The organism is Glycomyces niveus, assembly GCF_017592475.1.
Taxonomy (GTDB): domain Bacteria; phylum Actinomycetota; class Actinomycetes; order Mycobacteriales; family Micromonosporaceae; genus Glycomyces; species Glycomyces niveus.
On sequence record NZ_JAGFNP010000014.1, the window covers coordinates 72,136 to 90,221 of the forward strand.

General features: G+C 69.5%; 17 protein-coding genes. 9 read left to right on the forward strand and 8 right to left on the reverse strand.

Translation table 11 applies throughout. The features are described 5' to 3' along the window. Positions 1-128: 128 nt before the first annotated feature. The 4 genes from J5V16_RS20935 (at position 129) to J5V16_RS20950 (ending at position 3,026) form a co-directional block, all read left to right on the forward strand. Complete coding sequence (locus J5V16_RS20935) at positions 129-980, forward strand: sensor histidine kinase (protein WP_208498926.1); 852 nt, start codon at positions 129-131, stop codon at positions 978-980. A 20-nt stretch (positions 981-1,000) separates the two neighbouring features. Further along, the gene (locus tag J5V16_RS20940; protein ID WP_208499011.1) at positions 1,001-1,687 is read left to right on the forward strand and encodes a response regulator transcription factor; all 687 of its coding nucleotides are present in this window, start codon (positions 1,001-1,003) and stop codon (positions 1,685-1,687) included. 129 nt (positions 1,688-1,816) lie between these two features. After that, positions 1,817-2,518: a glycoside hydrolase family 11 protein gene (locus J5V16_RS20945; RefSeq protein WP_208498927.1), complete on the forward strand. Its 702-nt coding sequence runs from the start codon at positions 1,817-1,819 to the stop codon at positions 2,516-2,518. A gap of 121 nt (positions 2,519-2,639) precedes the next feature. Next, positions 2,640-3,026, forward strand: coding sequence for a hypothetical protein (locus J5V16_RS20950; RefSeq protein WP_208498928.1), 387 nt, complete (start codon positions 2,640-2,642; stop codon positions 3,024-3,026). Positions 3,027-3,220: 194 nt separating this feature from the next. On the opposite strand, the gene J5V16_RS20955 is transcribed toward J5V16_RS20950, so the two are convergent. Continuing rightward, the gene (locus tag J5V16_RS20955) at positions 3,221-3,532 is read right to left on the reverse strand and encodes a hypothetical protein (RefSeq protein WP_208498929.1); all 312 of its coding nucleotides are present in this window, start codon (positions 3,530-3,532) and stop codon (positions 3,221-3,223) included. A gap of 499 nt (positions 3,533-4,031) precedes the next feature. Between J5V16_RS20955 and J5V16_RS20960 the strand changes: the two genes are divergently transcribed. Further along, entirely contained in the window at positions 4,032-4,277 is a 246-nt protein-coding gene (locus J5V16_RS20960) for a DUF397 domain-containing protein (RefSeq protein ID WP_208498930.1), read from the forward strand. Positions 4,278-4,394: 117 nt separating this feature from the next. Beyond that, positions 4,395-5,276, forward strand: a complete 882-nt coding sequence (locus J5V16_RS20965) for a helix-turn-helix domain-containing protein (RefSeq protein ID WP_208498931.1) — start codon at positions 4,395-4,397, stop codon at positions 5,274-5,276. 122 nt (positions 5,277-5,398) lie between these two features. Here J5V16_RS20965 and J5V16_RS20970 read toward each other — a convergent pair whose 3' ends face one another. The 5 genes from J5V16_RS20970 to J5V16_RS20990 form a co-directional block, all read right to left on the reverse strand. Next, the gene (locus tag J5V16_RS20970; protein WP_208498932.1) at positions 5,399-6,208 is read right to left on the reverse strand and encodes an SAM-dependent methyltransferase; all 810 of its coding nucleotides are present in this window, start codon (positions 6,206-6,208) and stop codon (positions 5,399-5,401) included. An 84-nt stretch (positions 6,209-6,292) separates the two neighbouring features. Beyond that, a complete protein-coding gene (locus J5V16_RS20975; RefSeq protein ID WP_208498933.1) occupies positions 6,293-7,114 on the reverse strand; it encodes an SAM-dependent methyltransferase in 822 nt (273 codons plus the stop codon). Between the two features lie 256 nt (positions 7,115-7,370). After that, positions 7,371-8,510: an LCP family protein gene (locus tag J5V16_RS20980; protein ID WP_208498934.1), complete on the reverse strand. Its 1,140-nt coding sequence runs from the start codon at positions 8,508-8,510 to the stop codon at positions 7,371-7,373. A gap of 222 nt (positions 8,511-8,732) precedes the next feature. Then, complete coding sequence (locus J5V16_RS20985) at positions 8,733-9,680, reverse strand: UDP-glucuronic acid decarboxylase family protein (protein WP_208498935.1); 948 nt, start codon at positions 9,678-9,680, stop codon at positions 8,733-8,735. Positions 9,681-9,763: 83 nt separating this feature from the next. Continuing rightward, positions 9,764-11,335 carry a sugar transferase gene (locus J5V16_RS20990; protein WP_408612506.1) on the reverse strand — a complete coding sequence of 524 codons (1,572 nt, stop codon included), beginning with the start codon at positions 11,333-11,335 and terminating at the stop codon, positions 9,764-9,766. A gap of 188 nt (positions 11,336-11,523) precedes the next feature. Between J5V16_RS20990 and J5V16_RS25625 the strand changes: the two genes are divergently transcribed. Then, a complete protein-coding gene (locus J5V16_RS25625; protein ID WP_208498937.1) occupies positions 11,524-12,684 on the forward strand; it encodes a glycosyltransferase family 4 protein in 1,161 nt (386 codons plus the stop codon). On the opposite strand, the gene J5V16_RS21000 is transcribed toward J5V16_RS25625, so the two are convergent. Next, positions 12,681-13,382: a CDP-alcohol phosphatidyltransferase family protein gene (locus tag J5V16_RS21000; RefSeq protein WP_208498938.1), complete on the reverse strand. Its 702-nt coding sequence runs from the start codon at positions 13,380-13,382 to the stop codon at positions 12,681-12,683. The genes J5V16_RS25625 and J5V16_RS21000 overlap by 4 nt on opposite strands. Before the next feature lie 261 nt (positions 13,383-13,643). Between J5V16_RS21000 and J5V16_RS21005 the strand changes: the two genes are divergently transcribed. Then, a complete protein-coding gene (locus tag J5V16_RS21005; RefSeq protein WP_408612507.1) occupies positions 13,644-15,140 on the forward strand; it encodes a glutamate--cysteine ligase in 1,497 nt (498 codons plus the stop codon). Between the two features lie 243 nt (positions 15,141-15,383). On the opposite strand, the gene J5V16_RS21010 is transcribed toward J5V16_RS21005, so the two are convergent. Continuing rightward, entirely contained in the window at positions 15,384-16,607 is a 1,224-nt protein-coding gene (locus tag J5V16_RS21010; RefSeq protein WP_208498940.1) for a hypothetical protein, read from the reverse strand. Positions 16,608-16,802: 195 nt separating this feature from the next. Here J5V16_RS21010 and J5V16_RS21015 point away from each other — a divergent pair, with 195 nt between their 5' ends. After that, the gene (locus J5V16_RS21015) at positions 16,803-18,077 is read left to right on the forward strand and encodes a serine hydroxymethyltransferase (protein WP_208498941.1); all 1,275 of its coding nucleotides are present in this window, start codon (positions 16,803-16,805) and stop codon (positions 18,075-18,077) included. Positions 18,078-18,086: the final 9 nt, after the last annotated feature.

The following is an 18,086-nucleotide window of genomic DNA, read 5'->3' on the forward strand; positions in this document are numbered from 1 at the left end:
CCAGTCAACGAGAACCGGGCGGTCCGGCGCATCGGCCCGCGGCCTGGACTTCGCCGCGCGCCACGGACCCCGGTCCGTAGGCCCCAGGTCCGATGCCCGAAGCCGGGCCGGCCCATACGATGGGGCGCATGGCAGCATCTCCGCCCTCGGCAGTAGCGAAACGACTGGGCGTCGCGGCCGCGGCCGCCGCGGTCCTTATCGCCGTCGCCGCGCTGCTGCTCGGCCTGAGCCCGCTGGCCACCGCCGCGGCGGCACTCGTCTTCGCGCTCGCGGCCGCACTGTGGGCTTTGGTACGGCTGCGCCGGGAACGCGCCCGCCTGCGCACCGAAGTCCACGACCTCGAGGTCTCGGCACTGCTGCTCGCCGAGCGCATCCGCGTCGCCCGGGAGGTCCACGACCTGGTCTCGCACGGGCTCGGCATGATCACCGTCCGCGCCTCCAGCGCCCTCCACCTCGCCGGGCAGGACCCCGGTCGCGCCGACGCGCTGTCCGCGGCCCTCGCGGACATCGAGCAGACCAGCCGTGAGGCGACCAGCGGTCTGCGCCGCACCATCCAGGCCCTCCGCGACCCCGACGAGACCGCCGCACTGCGGCCGGTCGAGACGCTGGAGGCGCTGCCCGCCATCATCGCCGGGGCCGAAGCCTCCGGTCTGACGGTCGACTACCGGCACGGCGACACCGCCGCCGTCCCGGCCAGCGTCCAGGCCACGATCGTCGCCCTCGTCCGGGAGGGCCTCGCCAACGCGGCGCGCCACGCCGGACCCACGGCCGTCGCCGTGGACCTCGACTCCGACCAGGACGCCGTGACCGTCCGCGTCCGGGATGCCGGTCCCGCCCCGTCGTGGCGGGCCCGCCCCGGTTCCGGCCACGGGCTCACCGGGCTCCGCGAGCGCGTCGCGGCCCTGGGCGGCACCCTCCACGCGGGGCCCGCCGCGGGCGGCTACGAACTGCGCGCCGCGTTCCCCGGAGCGGCCCCGTGACCGCCGACCCGGCCGCGGGCATCCGCGTGGTCCTCGCCGACGACCACGGTCTCCTGCGCGAGAGCCTCGCAGCCGTCATCGACTCCGATCCCGGACTCCACGTCGTCGGCCAGGCCTCCGACGGTGCCGAAGCCGTCGAGGTCGTCGGCAGGGCCGTGCCCGACGTGGTCCTGATGGACGTGCGGATGCCCGAAATGGACGGACTGGAGGCGACCCGGCTCATCTGCGCGGATCCGGCGCTGCAGCGCACCCGCGTCATCGTCCTGAGCATGTTCGCGCTCGACGAGTACGTCCATCGGGCGCTGCGCAACGGGGCCAGCGGTTTCCTGCTCAAGGACGCCCGGCCCGCCGACCTCATCGACGCGATCAAGCGCACCAGCGCAGCGGAGTCGCTGTTCGCGCCCAGCATTCTGACCCGACTCGTAGAGAACTACCTCGACGCCGCGCCGGGTCGGCCCGGCCTCCGGCGGCTGGAGGAGCACCGACTCACCGAACGCGAGACCGAGGTGCTCGTCCTCGTCGCGAGAGGACTGTCGAACGACGAGATCGCCGCCCGCCTCCACCTGGCGGTGAAGACCGTCAAGCACCACATCTCGCACCTGCTCGCCAAGACCGCGTCCCGCGACCGGGCCCAGCTCGTCATCACCGCCTACGACACCGGGCTCGTGCGGCCCGACCCGAGGCGGGCCGGCCCTTGCGCCTCGTGAGCGGCAATCACGCCGCGAATCCGAAACTTCCGGAGAAAGTTCCGATAGTTCCCCGAAACTTATTGACGAAGCTCGATGCCGTGCGCATACTTCTCAAATCGATACTCTTCGATGCGATTTGGAGGACGCATGTCTGAGACACAGCCCCCGAAGGAACCCGCCACCCCGTTCAGCCGCAGGGGACTCCTGCTCGGCGGCGGGGCGCTCGCGCTCGGCGCGGCGTCGGCGCTCGCCCTTCCCGGCACCGCGAACGCGCAGACCCTGACACAGAACGCGACCGGCACCCACAACGGGTACTACTACTCCTTCTGGACCGACTCACCGGGCCGCGCCTCGATGACCCTCGGCTCGGGCGGGAACTACAGCTCCCAGTGGAACGGCGCCAACAACTGGGTCGGCGGCAAGGGCTGGGCCAACGGCGGGCGCCGCAACGTCAACTACAACGGCTGGGTCCTCCACGGCAGCAACGGCTATCTCGCCCTCTACGGCTGGACGTCGAACCCGCTGGTGGAGTACTACATCGTCGAGTCGCACGGCCCGTACAACCCCAGCAGCGGCGCGACCCACCGCGGCACCGCCTACATCAACGGCAGCAACTACACCCTCGGGCACTCCATGCGCTACAACGCGCCTTCCGTGGAGGGCACCAAGACCTTCGCGCAGTACTGGAGCGTCCGCCAGAACCTGCGAAGCAGCGGCACCATCGACACCGGCGCCCACTTCGACGCCTGGGCCCGCGCCGGGATGAACCTGGGCGCGTTCAGCTACTACATGATCATGGCGACCGAGGGCTACCAGTCCACCGGCAGCTCCAACATCACCGTCAGCTGATCCGAGTCGAGAAGGGAGGCGCGGTCGCGCCTCCCTTTTCCGTGCCTTGACAAGGGTTCTCGCGCCCGGATACGCTGGACCCTCCATATTTGTAGATTTGACAATATAGGGCGGGTGCACGATGGGCGAGGACGAGCAGGGCGGGTACGTGTTCCGGGGGAGCGTGCAGACCGGGGCGATCGGGAACGGGGCGTCGGCCACGGTCGGGGCCATCGGGGAGGGCGCGCGCGGGTACGTGTTCGCCGGCGGGCGGGAGGCCGACCGGGAGCTGCTGCGGCTCATCGCGGAGCTGCGCGCGGTCCTGGACGAGCTGCGCGAAAGCGTCGGCGCGGACTACGAGGTCATCGCGGACACCATCGACGACCTCGAGGAGTCGGTCGTCGAAGCCAAGCCGCCCGGGCGCCTCCACAGCAAGCTCAAGGCCATGGAGCGGCTGGTGAGCCCGTTCGCGGCGCTCGCCGAACTCGTGGCGAAGCTGCTGGACCTGCTGCCGCGCAGCGAGTCCTGAGACGCGGCAGCGGGCGGGACCCGGTGGTCCCGCCCGCTGATTCTCAGTGTGTCAGCACTGTTCGCGAATATCTGAAGATCAAGTGCAGAGCTCGGGGAGGCCCCCACCGGCCTCCCCGAGGCTCTATCCCACCAAACAGAACAAAGTCTCGGGGCGCTGCGACCCCTGCCGGGCTCGCAGCGCGGTCTTCTTGCTTAACGGAAACGCGCGGTGTAGATGTCGCCGTCGCGGATCCAGGCGAGCTGGAGCGAGGCGAACATGTCGTCCACGATCTCCTCGTCCGGGAGCCCGTAGTGCTCGCCGAGGCTCCGGCCGCGGTAGTGCCACAGGAGTCCTCTCTGGACCTGGGCGGCATCCGCGGTGTGCTTCCCGCACGAGCGGGCGCAACGGTAAAGGACGTGTCCGCTGCGGTCGTACTCGATCGCCATCACCTGCTGGCACATCGAGCTCCGCAGCTTGCCTGCCGCAGCCGACCCCAGCAACGTCTGGGCCTCAAGACGTTCCATGGCACCCACCCCTCTTCGGCGACGATCGGACCTCACCGGAACGCGCCCGGCCAGGTTCTGCAAAACCACTGGCGTGTCCGGTTGTGCGATGCAGGTCGCCGCGAGGCGAAGGCGATTGCCGTACCGAGGGATTTGCGTCTCCTTGGTCGACGATGCGCCGTCGCGTGCACGAGCGCCGGTTTGACGGCTTTTCGAGCCCGTGACCACGGTCGCACACTTTCAGCGTCCGTGTCTATGTGCATTCTCACATGAATCCTAACATGCATCAACACGGGGCAGATGCACGTGCATCCGCGCGCGCATCTGCGCGAGCATCCTCATGTGCACTCACTCTGTGTAATGTGGGACACTTGATCCGACCAGCGATGGGGATGTCGGAAAACTCCTCCGCGCGGCCGCTCTGGTAGGGCCGTGCCCGGAATCACCCGACCTAACCGGAAGCAGTCGCATTTTCGGAAAGATCCGGTCGGAGACGCCGGCCATTGGTGGAAGGATCTGAATGGACAAGGCACGTAACGGCATCCCGGCAGGGGAGCTTCCCTCGACACTGGCCTGGCGCAAGAGCGTCCGCAGCGGCCCCAACGGCGGCAACTGCGTCGAGCTGGCAACGCTCCCCGGCGGCGAGGAGATCGCAGTACGGAACTCTCGCTTCCCCGAGGGCCCGGCCCTCATCTACACGGTGGCCGAGATCCGCGCGCTCGTCGAAGGCGCCAAGGACGGCGAGTTCGACGACATGATCGCTTAGGACGCCCCGGGGCGAGAGCCCTTGGGCACCACTCACCCTGGCGGGACCGGCCGAGCGGCTACCCTGTCAGGGTGAGTTTTTCGTACACGGCCCGTTGATCTCGGAGGGAGGTGAGCCATGGCGAAGTTGAACCCGGACGACCTGCCCAGCGGGACGACCACGCTGCGCGTCATGATCGGCAGCAAACTGCGGCAGTTGCGCCAGGACGCCGACATCTCCCGCGAGGACGCGGCGTACGAGATCCGGGCCGACGCCACCAAGATCAGCCGGATCGAGCTCGGCCGCGTCTCCTTCCGGCTGCGCGACGTCCGCGACCTGATGATCATGTACGGCGTCACCGACGAGGACGAGATCGAGCGCGTCGTCGAGATGGCCAGCGAGGCCAACCGGCCGAGCAAGTGGAAGCGGTACAACGACTTCCTGCCCGACTGGTTCAGCAACTACCTGGAGATGGAAGGCGCCGCCTCGATGATCCGCACCTACGAGGTGCAGGTCATCCCCGGTCTGCTGCAGCACGAGGCCTACGCCCGCTCCGTCATGATGCTCGGATACGGCCACACGCCGCTCACCGAGATCGACAAGCGCATCGAAGTGCGCATGAAGCGCCAGGAAGTCCTCGACCGCGCGGAGAAGCGGCCCGAGCTGTGGGCCGTCATCGACGAGGCCGCGCTGCACCGCCCGTTCGGCGGCGCCAATGTGATGTACGGGCAGATCAAGGCCCTCATGGAGTTCTGCGACAAGCCGAATGTGCGCATCCAGATCGTGCCGTTCACCGCCGGCGCCCACTCCGGTGCGGGCGCACCCTTCACCTGGCTGCGCTTCGCCTACGAGGAACTCAGCGACGTCATCTACCTGGAGCACCTCACCGGCGGCCTGTATCTCGAGCGCGACAACGAGATCGACGCCTACCAGGCGGCCATGGAGCACCTGTGCGTCCAGGCCACCCAGCCGCACAAGACCCAGGACTTCCTGAAGAACATCCTCGATCAATACAGTTAGTAACCGCCGTGCTGTCTGGACGGACGCGCACCGGATCTCGAAATTCACCCGATCGAGTGAGGCCGCACGTCACGACGAAGGCGCGCGACTTCCCCACCGCGCGCCCTCACTGCTGCTGCGTACTAGGCCTTGTAGCCGAGCCCTGCCATCATGATCCGGTGGTACGGCTCGAGGTCCTCGGCGGCCGGGACCTCGCGGTCGGGCTCGCCGGGGAACCAGCGCGGGACCCACTCCAGGCCCGGCTCCACGAGCGGCAGCCCCTGGAAGTGCTCGAGGATCTTCTCGGGCTTGCGGACCCAGCCGTTGCCGAGGGCTTCGAGACCGGCCTTCTCGATGGCCTTCTGCTGCGGTTCACCGGTGTCGGCGAAGTCGGTCATGAGCAGGTAGGACCCGCTCGGGCACGCGTCGAGGAGGGCCCCCACCCATTCGCCGGGGTTCTCCTCGTCGTGGAAGTGCATGAACAGCCCCACCACCATGAGGCCGATCGGACGCTCGAAGTCGATGACCTTCCTGACGTCCGGGTGGTTCAGGATGCTCTCGGGGTCGCGCAGGTCCGCGGTCACGATCGTCGTCGACTCGTTGTCGGCCAGCAGCGCCCGGCCGTGCGAGAGCACGATCGGGTCGTTGTCCACATAGCAGACCACCGCCTCCGGGTTGATCTCCTGGGCCACCTGGTGCGTGTTGCGCATCGTCGGGAGCCCCGCACCGATGTCGAGGAACTGGTCGATGCCGTGCTTCGCCATGTAGGCGACGCCTTTTTCGAGGCCCAGGCGGTTGTCGATGGCAACCTCCTTGGAGTTGGGCACGTGCTTCATGTAGGCGGCCGCGCCCTCACGGTCGGCCGCGAAGTTGTCCTTGCCACCGAGGATCGCGTCGTAGACGCGGGCGATGGTGGGCTTGGAGATGTCGAAATCGGGTACGTACTCTGCCATCGGTGCTGCCTCTTCGTCGAAGGAACCGTCGTTAAGGACAAAGGCGCGCGCCGGCCCGGCACGCGCCTTCGGTGGTCGTGGGGGTCAGGCCTTGTAGCCGATGCCGGCCATGATGATCCGCTGGTGCTCTTCCAGGTCCTCCACGGCCGGAACCTCGCGGTCGGGATCGCCGGGGAACCAGCGGGTCGGGTACTCGATGCCCGGGGGCACGAGCGGCAGGCCCTGGAAGTGCGCCTCGATCTGCTCGGGCGTGCGGATCCAGCCGTTGCCGAGAGCCTGGATGCAGGACTTCTCCATCGCCTTCTGCTCCGGGTAGCCGGTGTCGGCGAAGTCGGTGATGTGCAGGTAGGACCCGCTCGGGCAGGCGTCGAGCAGCGTCTTGATCCAGCTGCCCGGGTCCTCGTCCGGGTGGAAGTGCATCATCAGGCCCACGACCATGAGGCCGACGGGGCGGGTGAAGTCGATGAACTTGTTGACGTCCGGGTGGTTCAGGATGCTCTGCGGGTCGCGCAGGTCCGCGGTCACGATCGTCGTCGTCTCGTTGTCGGCCAGCAGGGCCCGTCCGTGCGAGAGCACGATCGGGTCGTTGTCCACGTAGCAGACCTTGGCGTTGGGGTTGATCCGCTGCGCCACCTGGTGCGTGTTCTCCATCGTCGGCAGGCCCGCGCCGATGTCGAGGAACTGGTCGATCCCCTGCTTCGCGACGTACTCGACGCCCTTGGAGAGGCCGAGGCGGTTGTCCTGGCTCGCCTCCTTGATCTTCGGGACGTGCTTGGCGATCATGGCGGCGCCTTCGCGGTCGACGGCGAAGTTGTCCTTGCCGCCGAGGGTCGCGTCGTAGACGCGGGCAATGGAGGGCCTGGAGATGTCGAAGTCGGGCACGTACTCTTCTGCGTTCTCTGCCATCGGTGCAGCCTCTTCGTCGAAGGAACGGTGAAAATATCCTACGACCTGAATCACACTGCTACGCGCGGGGATCACCCCATCGGGACACAGTGCTCACATTCGTTTCAAACGAAACATGAAGCGCACCAACCACTCCAGCCGACAACGGTCCACTGCGGCCGCTCGAACGCGAGGGAACGCCGAAGGGCCTGAGCACCGCGCCGAAGCTTGCGAGTCGCACAACGGCACAGGCGCTCAGGCCCTTCGATCGAAACGCTTATTCCTCTTCGTCCTCGGGGTGGGCTGCGATCCACTCCTCGACCTTGTCGTCCCGCACCGCCTCCCAGAGGCTCACGGCGTCGGGGTTGCTCGCGTCCGGGTTCTCGGGGTCGTCGGCGTAGATGACGACCGACTGGCCGCCCTGCGTGCCGGTGCCGAGGTTCGGCGTGGTCATGAACTGCAGGTCGTCGCTGCGCATGTTCATGAGGGTGATCCCGGTGGCGACCGCGTTGAACTCGGTGTCGACCTTCACCGCGTCCGAAGTGGAGTCGATGAAGGAGGTGAGCTTGTCCTCGTTCGTCAGCACGCCGGCGCTCAGCGCGGAGTCCATGATGGCCTTGATGAGGTCCTGCTGGTGGCGCATGCGGGCGAAGTCGCCCTCGAGGTACTGGTAGCGCTGGCGCACGTAGTCGAGGGCCTCGGTGCCGTTCATCTTGTTCGGCCCCTCCTCGAAGAACGTGTGCTCGCCGTGGATCGACTCGACCCCGGGCGGGTCGGTGATATAGCCGTCGGCATCGGCGGCCTGGACGTCCAGGGTCACGCCGCCGAGGGCGTCGACGACCGCCACGAGGCCGTTGAAGTCGATCTCGACGATGTGGTCGATGCGCACGCCGGTGAGGTTCTCGATGGTGCGGACGGTGAGGTTCACGCCGCCCCACGCGTAGGCCGCGTTGAACTTGTCGAGGGTGTCGGAGACCGTCGCCTCGGGGTCCTCGGGGATGTAGACGTAGAGGTCGCGCGGGATCGAGATCCCGTAGGCGGCGCTGCCGTCCTCGTTGACGTGCATGAGGATCGTCGTGTCCGAGCGGGCGTCGGCCTCGTCCTCGCCCTCGCGGTGGTCCGAACCGATCACGAGGAGGTTCATGGCCTCGTTGAGACGCTCGGGGCGGTCCTCCTCGGGGATCGCGTCGAGGTCGAACGCGCGGTCGAGGTCGGCGTTCGTGCTGTTCGCCGTGGACCACACGGCGAAGCCGCCGCCGGCCGCGGCGATGGAGGCCACCAGGCCGATCCCGGAGCCGATGAGGCCCCGGCGGGTGGGGCCGCCGGCCGCCGTCTGAGCGACCCGGGCTCCGCCGCCGCTGCCGCCCGCGGGCGGCACCGAGGCGCTGCCGCGGTAGTTGGAGCCATATTGCGTCATGGCCCCAGCTTACGTGGTGGCCGCCAGGGACCTTGGACGCGCAAGCCCCGGTCGTGCCTCGGAATCCTCTGAGGTGACGGTGAGTCCGAACACCCCGAGGAGGCGGTGCGCGCTAGCGCAGTTCCGCCGCGCTCTACCGCTATCGCAACTCCGTCGCGCTCTACCGGCTATCGCAACTCCGTCGCGCTCTACCGCTATCGCAACTCCGTCGCGCTCTACCGGCTATCGCAACTCCGCCGCGAAGTAGTCGATCGTCGTCTTGAGGCCCGACTCATAGTGGACCTGCGGCTCGTAGCCGAGCAGCTCGCGGGCCGAGGTGAGGTCGGGGCGGCGGCGCTCCGGGTCGTCCGAGGGCCGGTCCAGGTACTCGATCGTCGAGGACGAGCCGGTCAGGCGCAGGATGATCTCGGCCATCTCCTGCACCGTGAGCTCGTACTCGGTGCCGAGGTTGACCGGGCCGTACTCCCCCGACTCGAGGAGCAGGATCAGGCCGCGCACCAGGTCGTCGACGTAGCAGAGCGAGCGGGTCTGGGTGCCGTCGCCGTAGATCGTCAGCGGCTCGCCCGCGAGGGCCTGCGAGATGAAGTTCGGGATCACGCGGCCGTCGTCGGGGCGCATGCGCGGGCCGTACGTGTTGAAGATCCGCACGATCGCCGCGTCGAGCCCCTTGTGGCTGCGGTAGGCCGCCACGGCGGCCTCGCTGAAGCGCTTCGCCTCGTCGTAGCAGGAGCGGACCCCGATCGGGTTCACGTTGCCCCAGTAAGACTCCGGCTGCGGGTGCACGAGCGGGTCGCCGTAGACCTCGGAGGTGGAGGCCATGAGGAAGCGGGCGCCGTCCGCGAGGGCGCGGTCGAGCGCGTGGAACGTGCCGATCGAGTCGACGCGCAGGATCTCCAGCGGCAGGGTCTTGAAGTCGATGGGGCTGGCGGGGCACGCGAAGTGCAGGACCGCGTCGAAGGGCGCGTCGCCGACGGGCAGGCCCTCGGTGACGTCGGCCTCGACCACGGTGAGGCGGGGGTGGTCGGCGAGGTTGCCCCTCGAGCCGGTCACGAAGTTGTCGACCGCGGTCACGTCGCAGCCCTTCGCGAGGAGCGCGTCGACGAGGTGGCTGCCCACCAGGCCCGCGCCGCCCGTCACGAGGATGCGGCTGCCGGTTCCGTAAGTAGTCATCAATTTCCAAGATTATCAGGGTTGGCCTGGCGTTCACCTGGGCGCAAGCTGAGCGTTCCCTCAACGCACCCCGCTGTGCCGTGTCAGTACGCGCCCTTTCGGCGCAACACTACAGCGACGGTGCGGAACAGGATCTGAAGGTCAGTCGTGAGCGACCAGTTGTCGACGTAGTAGAGGTCGAGCCGGACCGCGTCGTCCCAGGACAGGTCGGAGCGGCCCGAGACCTGCCACAGGCCGGTGATGCCGGGGCGCACGAGCAGGCGGCGGCGCACGTCGCCGAGGAAGTCGCCGTTCTCGGCCGGGAGCGGGCGGGGGCCGACGAGGCTCATCTCGCCCCGGACCACGTTGACGAGCTGCGGGAACTCGTCGATGGAGGTCCGGCGCAGCCACTTGCCGACGTTCGTGATGCGCGGGTCGTCCTTCATCTTGAACAGGAGGCCGTCGGTCTCGTTGTGCATCATGAGCGCCGCCTGGCGCTCCTCCGCGTCGATGTACATGGTGCGGAACTTCCAGCAGCTGAAGGTCTCGCCGTCGCGGCCCACGCGGTTCTGGCGGAAGAACACGGGCCCGGGGCTGTCCGCCTTGATGGCGATCGCCACGGCCAGGAACAGCGGCGAGAGCAGCACGAGGCCCAGCACCGAGGAGGAGATGTCGAGGACGTTCTTGATCAGCCAGCCGACGCCGGAGATCTTCGGCTCCTCGACGTGCAGCAGCGGCAGGCCCTCGACCGGGCGGATGTGCACGCGCGGGCCCGCGATGTCGGTGAGCTGGGGCGCGACCACCAGGTCGCGGCCGGTGCCCTCGAGCTGCCAGGCGAGGCGGCGCAGGTCGGAGGCGTCGGCCGAGGCCGAGCCGCACACGGCGAGGGTGTCCGCCTCGAGCTGTTCGGCGCAGGTGACGACGTCGGTCCCGGCGAAGACCGGGACCGGAGTGTCGAGGTTGCGGACCGAGGAGGCGCCCTCGGTCACGTATATGCCCACGGGGACGAGCCCGGCCGCGGAGGCGCGGCGCACCGTCCGGTACACCTCCAGGGCCTCGGGGTAGGAGCCGATGAGCAGGACGCGCTGCACGCCGCGGCCGGTCGCGCGCATCCGGTGCAGGCCGTACCGGGCGCCGTAGCGGAACGCCGAGACGAGCACGGCCGCCGCGAGCAGGATGACCGCGACCGCGACACGCGAGACGTCGGCCTTGAAGGTGAGCGCGGCGAAGGAGACGAGGGCCAGCATGAACATGGAGGCGCGGATGACGCGCTTGAACTCCTCGTTGCCCATGCCGAAGTAGCGGCGGTCATAGGAGCCGGTGCCCCAGAGGGCCAGCAGCCACGCGAGGGGCAGCAGCAGCCAGACCGTCAGGTAGAAGAAGTGCAGCTGGTCGTCGGTGTCGAAACCGGCTTTGGGCGAGCGCGTCAGGTTGACCGTGATGACGGTGGCGAGCACGGCGGCGAGCAGGTCCGCGCCCACAAGCGCGGCCTGGTAGTAGCGGTGCCAGTTGGAGGCGCGGACGAGGCGTCGCCAAGTGGAGCGGGTGACCCCGTTGGTGACGAGCTGCGGGTCACCGGAGTCGCGAGTTCTGGCCACCGGCGTCCCCGTCCGTCCGTACGGAGCACCCCCACTTCCGTGGAGATCCTTTGCTGGGCGTTCCAGGCTCGTAGCCACTGCACATCCCTGCGGTCGTCAGCTTACGGTGGAGGTGAGTGTCCGCGGGCGGAGATCTGCGCTGCGTCTCCAGTGACCGGGCGGCCCGCCGACACGGTACCCGACAACCTACACCTATTCGGCTGCTGAGGTATGTTCGGCCGAGCTGAAAGACGCCCGCGCCACCCCCGACCGCACGAAGGAAGCCTGTGAAGATCGTCATCGCCCACAACAGGTACTCCTCGGCGCAGCCGTCGGGCGAGAACACGATCGTGGACTACGAGATCGGGGCGCTGCGGGAGGCGGGCGTGGAGGTCGTGCCGTTCCTGCGCTCCTCAGATGAGATCGGTTCGCTTCCCGCGCATAAGAAAGCAGCACTCGTCGCCTCGCCGGTGCACGCGGCCGGGACGCAGCGCGAGCTCGCCGCGGTGCTCGAGCGCGAGCGCCCGGACCTGCTGCACCTGCACAACCCGTACCCGCTCCTGTCCCCTTCGGTGGTCGGCACCGCCCACAAGCACGGGGTCAAGGTGGTGCAGACCATTCACAACTACCGGCACGACTGCATGAACGGGCTCTACTTCAGGGACGGGCACGACTGCCGGGACTGCCACGGGAAGCGCTGGAACGGGCCGGGCGTCCTGCACGCCTGCTACCGGGGCTCGCGCCCGCAGAGCGCCGTGATGGCCGTCGCCCTCGGCGTGCACCAGGGGACGTGGCGCGGCGTGGACCGCTTCATCGCGCTCACCGACGCCATGGCGGCGTACCTGCGGAGCATCGGCATCCGGGACGAGCAGATCCGCGTCAAGCCCAACGCCGTCGCCGACCCCGGCGAGGTGCCGCTCGGCACCGGGTTCCTGTTCGGGGCGCGGCTCGTGCCCGAGAAGGGCGTGGCGCTGCTGCTCGACGCGTGGCGGCGCGCGGACCTGCCGGGCCAGGTGCTGCGGATCGCCGGCGACGGGCCGCTGCGGTCCCTCGTGGAGGCGGCCGCGGCCGAGCGCGACGACATCGAATACCTCGGGCAGCTCGAGCCGGAGGCGCGGGACGCGGCCCTGGCGGCCTCCGCGGCCGTCGTCGTGCCCTCGATCTGGCAGGACATCCTGCCGACCACCGGCATCGAAGCGCTCGCGGCCGGGCGCGCGGTCGTGGCGACCCGCATGGGCGGCGCGCCGTTCATCGCCGGGGCCGACACTGACGCGCCGGCCGGCGTCGCTGTCGAAACGACGCCCGAAGCGCTCGCGCGCGGCCTCGAAGCCGTCGCGAAAGACCCGGCGTACGCCGGGAACGCGAGGGCGCGTTACGAGGCGGTGTTCGCGCCCGAGGTGACCCTGCGGCGGCAGATCGAGATCTACGAGGAGCTGGTCGCGGCCTAGCGCAGCGACGCGCGGGCGTTGCTCGCGATGCTGGCCAGCAGGAACAGCGCGTTCACCGCGCCGAAGCCGAGCAGGACCACGGCCATGAGCTCGGGCCAGATGAGCGCGAGGGCGATCACGACGATGATGAAGCCGTAGTCGCGCACGAGCTTGATCAAGCGCACGTTGATGTTGGTGCTCTTGACCATCGAGACGCCGTCGTCCTCTTTGGCCATCACGGCCGTGACGAGGTTCGTCATCCACAGGGCCGCGAACGCCGCCCCGCACCACGCCGGGAGCTCGGGCGTGTAGGCGCTGGTGACGGCCACGACCACCGAGACGACCGAGGCCTGGATCGCGATGTCGCACAGGATGTCGACGCGCGCGCCCGCGTCGGAGCCGGTGCCGGTAACGCGCGCGAGCTGGCCGTCGGCGCAGTCGAGCATGTACGCGACCTGCCAGATCACGAGCGCGGCGATCGCGACGGGCCACCACGGCGCGCCGTCCCGCGCGGCCGGGAGGTAGGCGATGACGCCGGCGCTCGCGCCGACGCCGAGGAGCAGGTTCACGAAGGAGAGGTGGGTGGGCTTGAGGCCCATTCGCCATGCGGCGTAAGCGAAGTAGGCGGCGCCGCGCTGGTCGAGGAGGGTGGCGAGGCCGCCGCCGCGGTGGGCGGCGAGGAAGTCGGCGGGGCGGTGGGACGGGCGCTGTTCGGACACGCGGGCATCCTATAGCGCGCACGTTGCGTCCCTGTCCGGCAGCGGAACGTGTCACGGACGACTCCGTTCATGAGCTGCTTTGATACAGATAGTGAACTTCCGAAACCCGGTTGTGTCAAGATCCCGACACTACGACCCATCGCCGGTCCCTAATATGAGCGCGATCCACACCATTTGGGACGAAAGTTCTTCTCCCTTGGTAGCCAGCACATGACCGAAAGTCTTAAGGTTGATGGACCTTTCATTCCTGGGGAGGAAACTATGGGGGACGAGGTGACCGGCACTGCCCTGCGCCATTGGGACCACCCCGCGTACACGGCGCGACTCCAGGCGGGCCGCACGGCCCTCGCGCAGCTCCTTGCCGACCGGCGACTCGACCGGGACCGGCCCATGACGGGCCTCGAACTGGAGCTCGACCTCGTCACGCCGACAGGGGATCCGGCGTTCGCGAACGACACGGTGCTGGAGCACCTGCACACCTCAGGCGAAGAGGACGCCCTCTACGGCGCTCAACACGAGTTGGGCGCCTTCAACATCGAGCTGAACCTGCCCCCGCGCCTGCTCGACGGGGCCGGGATCTCCTGGTACGAGAGCGATCTGACGGCGGTGCTGTCGGAGGTGCGGGAGGCCGGGGACAAGGCCGGAGTGCAGGTGTGTCCTATAGGGACGATGCCCACCCTGTTCACCGACCACATGAGCGTCGACGCCCTGTCGCGGACGCGGCGGTACCGGATCCTCAACGACGAGATCATGGCCCAGCGCGGCGAGCCCCTGCGGATCGACATCCAGGGGGCGGAGTCGGTGGACTTCACGTCCTCGTCGATCGCGCCGGAGGCGGCGAACACGTCCGTGCAGTTCCACCTGCAGGTCTCCCCCGAGGACTTCGCGCGGTACTGGAACGCCGCGCAGGCGATCGCGGGCGTGCAGGTGGCGATGGGTGCGAACTCGCCGTACCTGTTCGGGCGGCAGCTGTGGGCCGAGACGCGGGTGATCCTGTTCGAGCAGGGCACCGACACGCGGCGGGCGAACCAGCGGGAGGCGGGCGCGAAGCCGCGGGCGTGGTTCGGGGAGCGGTGGATCGACGGGGTGCTGGAGCTGTTCGACGAGAACTACCGGCATTTCGCGCCGCTTTTACCGCTGTGCGACGAGGAGGACCCCCTCGCGGTGACCGCGGCCGGCGGCGTCCCGTCGCTCCAGGAGCTGCGGTACCACAACGGGACCGTGTACCGGTGGAACCGGCCGGTGTACGACGTGCACTCGGGGCGCCCGCATGTGCGGGTGGAGAACCGGGTGGTCGCGGCGGGGCCGACGGCCGTGGACATCTGCGCGAACATGGCGCTGTTCTACGGCCTGGTCGGGTACTACGCGAACGCGCCGGTCCCGTTGAGCGAGCGGATGGACTTCGCGCAGGCCGCGGCGAACTTCCGTTCGGCGGCGCGGCACGGCATCCAGGCCGACCAGTGGTGGCCGGGCCGCGGGCTCGTGCCGGCGCGAGCGCTGGTCCTGGACGAGCTGCTGCCCGCGGCGGCCGAGGGGCTGGCGGCGATGGGCGTGGTCAGCCGCGACGTCAGCCGCTATCTCGGGGTGATCGAGGCCCGGTGCCGCCGGGGCGTGAACGGCGCGACCTGGCAGGTCGCGCGCGTGCAGGTGGCCGAGCACCGGCATCGGCTGGAACGGCGCGACGCGCTGCGGGCCATGGTGCTCGACTACGCGGCCCGCTCGGCCGACGGCCGGCCGGTGCACGACTGGGAAGTGTGAGCGATCGTTTGGAGTGACGAACGGCGGAGGCCGGGACCGTAAGGCCCCGGCCTTTGCTGTGGAGTGGCGGGCGGCTGCGCCGCTGGCGCGGCGCGCCCGCGCGCGGGCGTAGGGCGTGGCCCTTCCCACCCGCATCCGCCTCCTACCAACCGAAGAAATGCGATCACTGTCCCATACAGGTCAGACATCGCCCTGAATGCGAGGAGGTGTCGCGAAGGAACGGCGGCCGGGGCTCCTCGGGGCTTAGGCGGGGTTGTCGGGGCTCGGCTCGTCTGCGTCGAGTTTGCGGCGGGTTCGGGCGGTCTTGCGGGGGCGGCGCTTGGGCTTGTCCTCGGTCTCGGTCTGTTCGGTCCCCGTCTCGGGTTCGGCGGTGAGGGTCGCGCCGGGTTCGACGGGCTTGAGCTCCTGGACCCAGTCGAGTTCGGGGTCGGGGCCTTTGCCGGGGAGGTCCTTCGTGTCGCCCTTGCGGGTGTCGTCGTAGGCGGAGGCGGGTTCGGGGACGGTCCAGCCGGGGGCGGTCTCGACAAGCCCGGTCGGGGCCTCGAGGGGCTCCGTGACCTGGGGCGCGCTGGCTTGGGGGGCGTCGTCGAGCTGGCCGCCGGACTTCGGGAGGGCGCAGACGATGAGGGAGCCGAGGAGGCCGGCGATCGCGGCGTACGGGCCGACGAGGATCACCGACATCGAGTCGGCGCTGTCGACCGGGGACGGCCCGGCGTAGAAGTGGGCCACGGTGACGATGAGCGGCCCGGCGATGCCGGAGGCCGCCGCGATCCGGTAGCCGGAGCTGGAGATCGGGCCGCGGCGCGCCAGGATCGCGACGACCACGCCGATGAGCGCGGAGCCGGTGACGAACGGGACCGAGATCGCGAAGCCGCGCATGCCGAGGAACGTGTCCGGGCCGACCCACGAGCCCCATACCGCGAGCTCGGCGACCGGGGAGACGGGCTCGCCGACCTCCACGAACACGGCGAGGACCGCGAGCAGCCACACCAGGGCCACCGAGGCGCCCACGTTGACCGCGACCGAGCGGGAGCTGAGGCCGATGAGCGCGAGCGCGAAGCCGACCGCCGCGCCGAGGCCGGCCGCGATGAGGGGCTCGGTGGGGAAGCTCGTGAAGGCCGCGCCGCGCTCGGCCGAGAGGGAGACGAGCGGGCCGACCGCGAAGGCGCCGACGGCGCTCGCGAGGACGGCGGTGACGCGGATGGCGGGGCCGAGGCGGGCGGCGGCGCGGGAGCCGATCGCGCCCGAGGCGAGGCCGCCGACGACGCCGGAGGCGGCCGAGAACCAGGCGACCCAGGCGAGGTTCGCGTTCGAGCGGTAGTCGAGCACCGGTTCGGCGGCGCCGGGGGCGGCGTCCGCCCAGGAGAGGAGTCCGAAGCCGTAGGCCAGCCCGAGCTGCGCGAGCGCGGCGAGCGCCGCGACCGCGAACCCGGCGCCGACGGTCTTCGCGGCGTATCTAGGTGACATACGTCGCACCGTACTGCGTGTACGCAATGGAGTCTCGCACGGGCGATCGCGTGAGGCGAGGAAGCGGGCGGGGAGTCCGTCTCACAGGTGAGGAAATGCGGGGTGCCCAGCTCAGAGAGCCCGGCTATGCTCGGGGCATCAAGGCCACCTGCCCGGTCGCCGTGCGAGATCATGCCGATCAGCGAGGAGCATTGCATGTCCGACGCCTACGAGGCCCTCACCGCGTCGCTCGCGGCCGTCGACCCCGAGATCGAGAAGGCCATCGAAGCCGAAGGGCGCCGCGAGTCGGAGAAGATCCGCCTCATCGCGTCCGAGAACTACGTCTCCCAGGCGGTCATGGAGGCGACCGGGTCGATCCTGACCAACAAGTACTCCGAGGGGTACGCCGGGAAGCGCTACTACGAGGGCCAGCAGTTCATCGACGTCGTCGAGCAGCTGGCGATCGACCGGGCGAAGTCCCTCTTCGGGGCCGACCACGCCAACGTCCAGCCGTACTCCGGCTCCCCCGCCAACCTGGCCGTCTACATGGCGTTCCTCAACCCGGGCGACAAGGTCCTCGGTATGGGGCTGCCCGCCGGCGGGCACCTGACCCACGGCGCGAAGGTCTCGGCCACGGGCAAGTGGTTCGACGCCGTCCACTACGGGGTCCGCCGCGAGACCGGCCGCATCGACCTCGACGAGGTCGCCGAGATCGCGCGCCGCGAGCGCCCGAAGATGATCATCTGCGGCGGCACCGCGATCCCCCGCACCGTCGACTTCGCGGGCTTCAAGGCCATCGCGGACGAGGTCGGCGCAGTGCTCATGGCCGACATCGCCCACATCGCCGGCCTCGTCGCGGGCGGGGCGCACCCGACCCCGGTCGGACTCGCGGACGTCGTCACCACGACCACGCACAAGACCCTGCGCGGCCCGCGCGGCGCGATGATCCTCACCAACGAGGAGCACGCGAAGGCCATCGACAAGGCGGTCTTCCCGGGCCTCCAGGGCGGCCCGCACAACCACACCACCGCGGCCATCGCCGTGGCGCTGCGGGAGGCCGCGAAGGACTCCTTCAAGGACTACGCGGCGCAGATCGTGAAGAACGCGAAGGCGCTCGCGACGGGCCTGTCCGCGCGCGGCTTCGACCTGGTCTCGGGCGGCACCGACAACCACCTGATCCTGGTCGACCTCACCAGCAAGGACATCCCCGGCAAGCCGGCGGCGAAGGCCCTGGACGCGGCGGGCATCGAGCTGAACTTCAACTCGGTCCCGTTCGACCAGCGCAAGCCGTTCGACCCGTCGGGCCTGCGCATCGGCACCGCCTCGGTGACGACCCGCGGCATGACCGAGGGCGACATGGACCTCATCGCGGGCTGGATCGACCGGGCCGTGTCCGCCGCGAAGGACGGCAAGGACAACGAGCTCGACGTGATCGCGGGCGAGATCCGCGAGCACACGAAGGCGTTCCCCATTCCGGGCTGGAAGGCCTAGCCTTCCGAG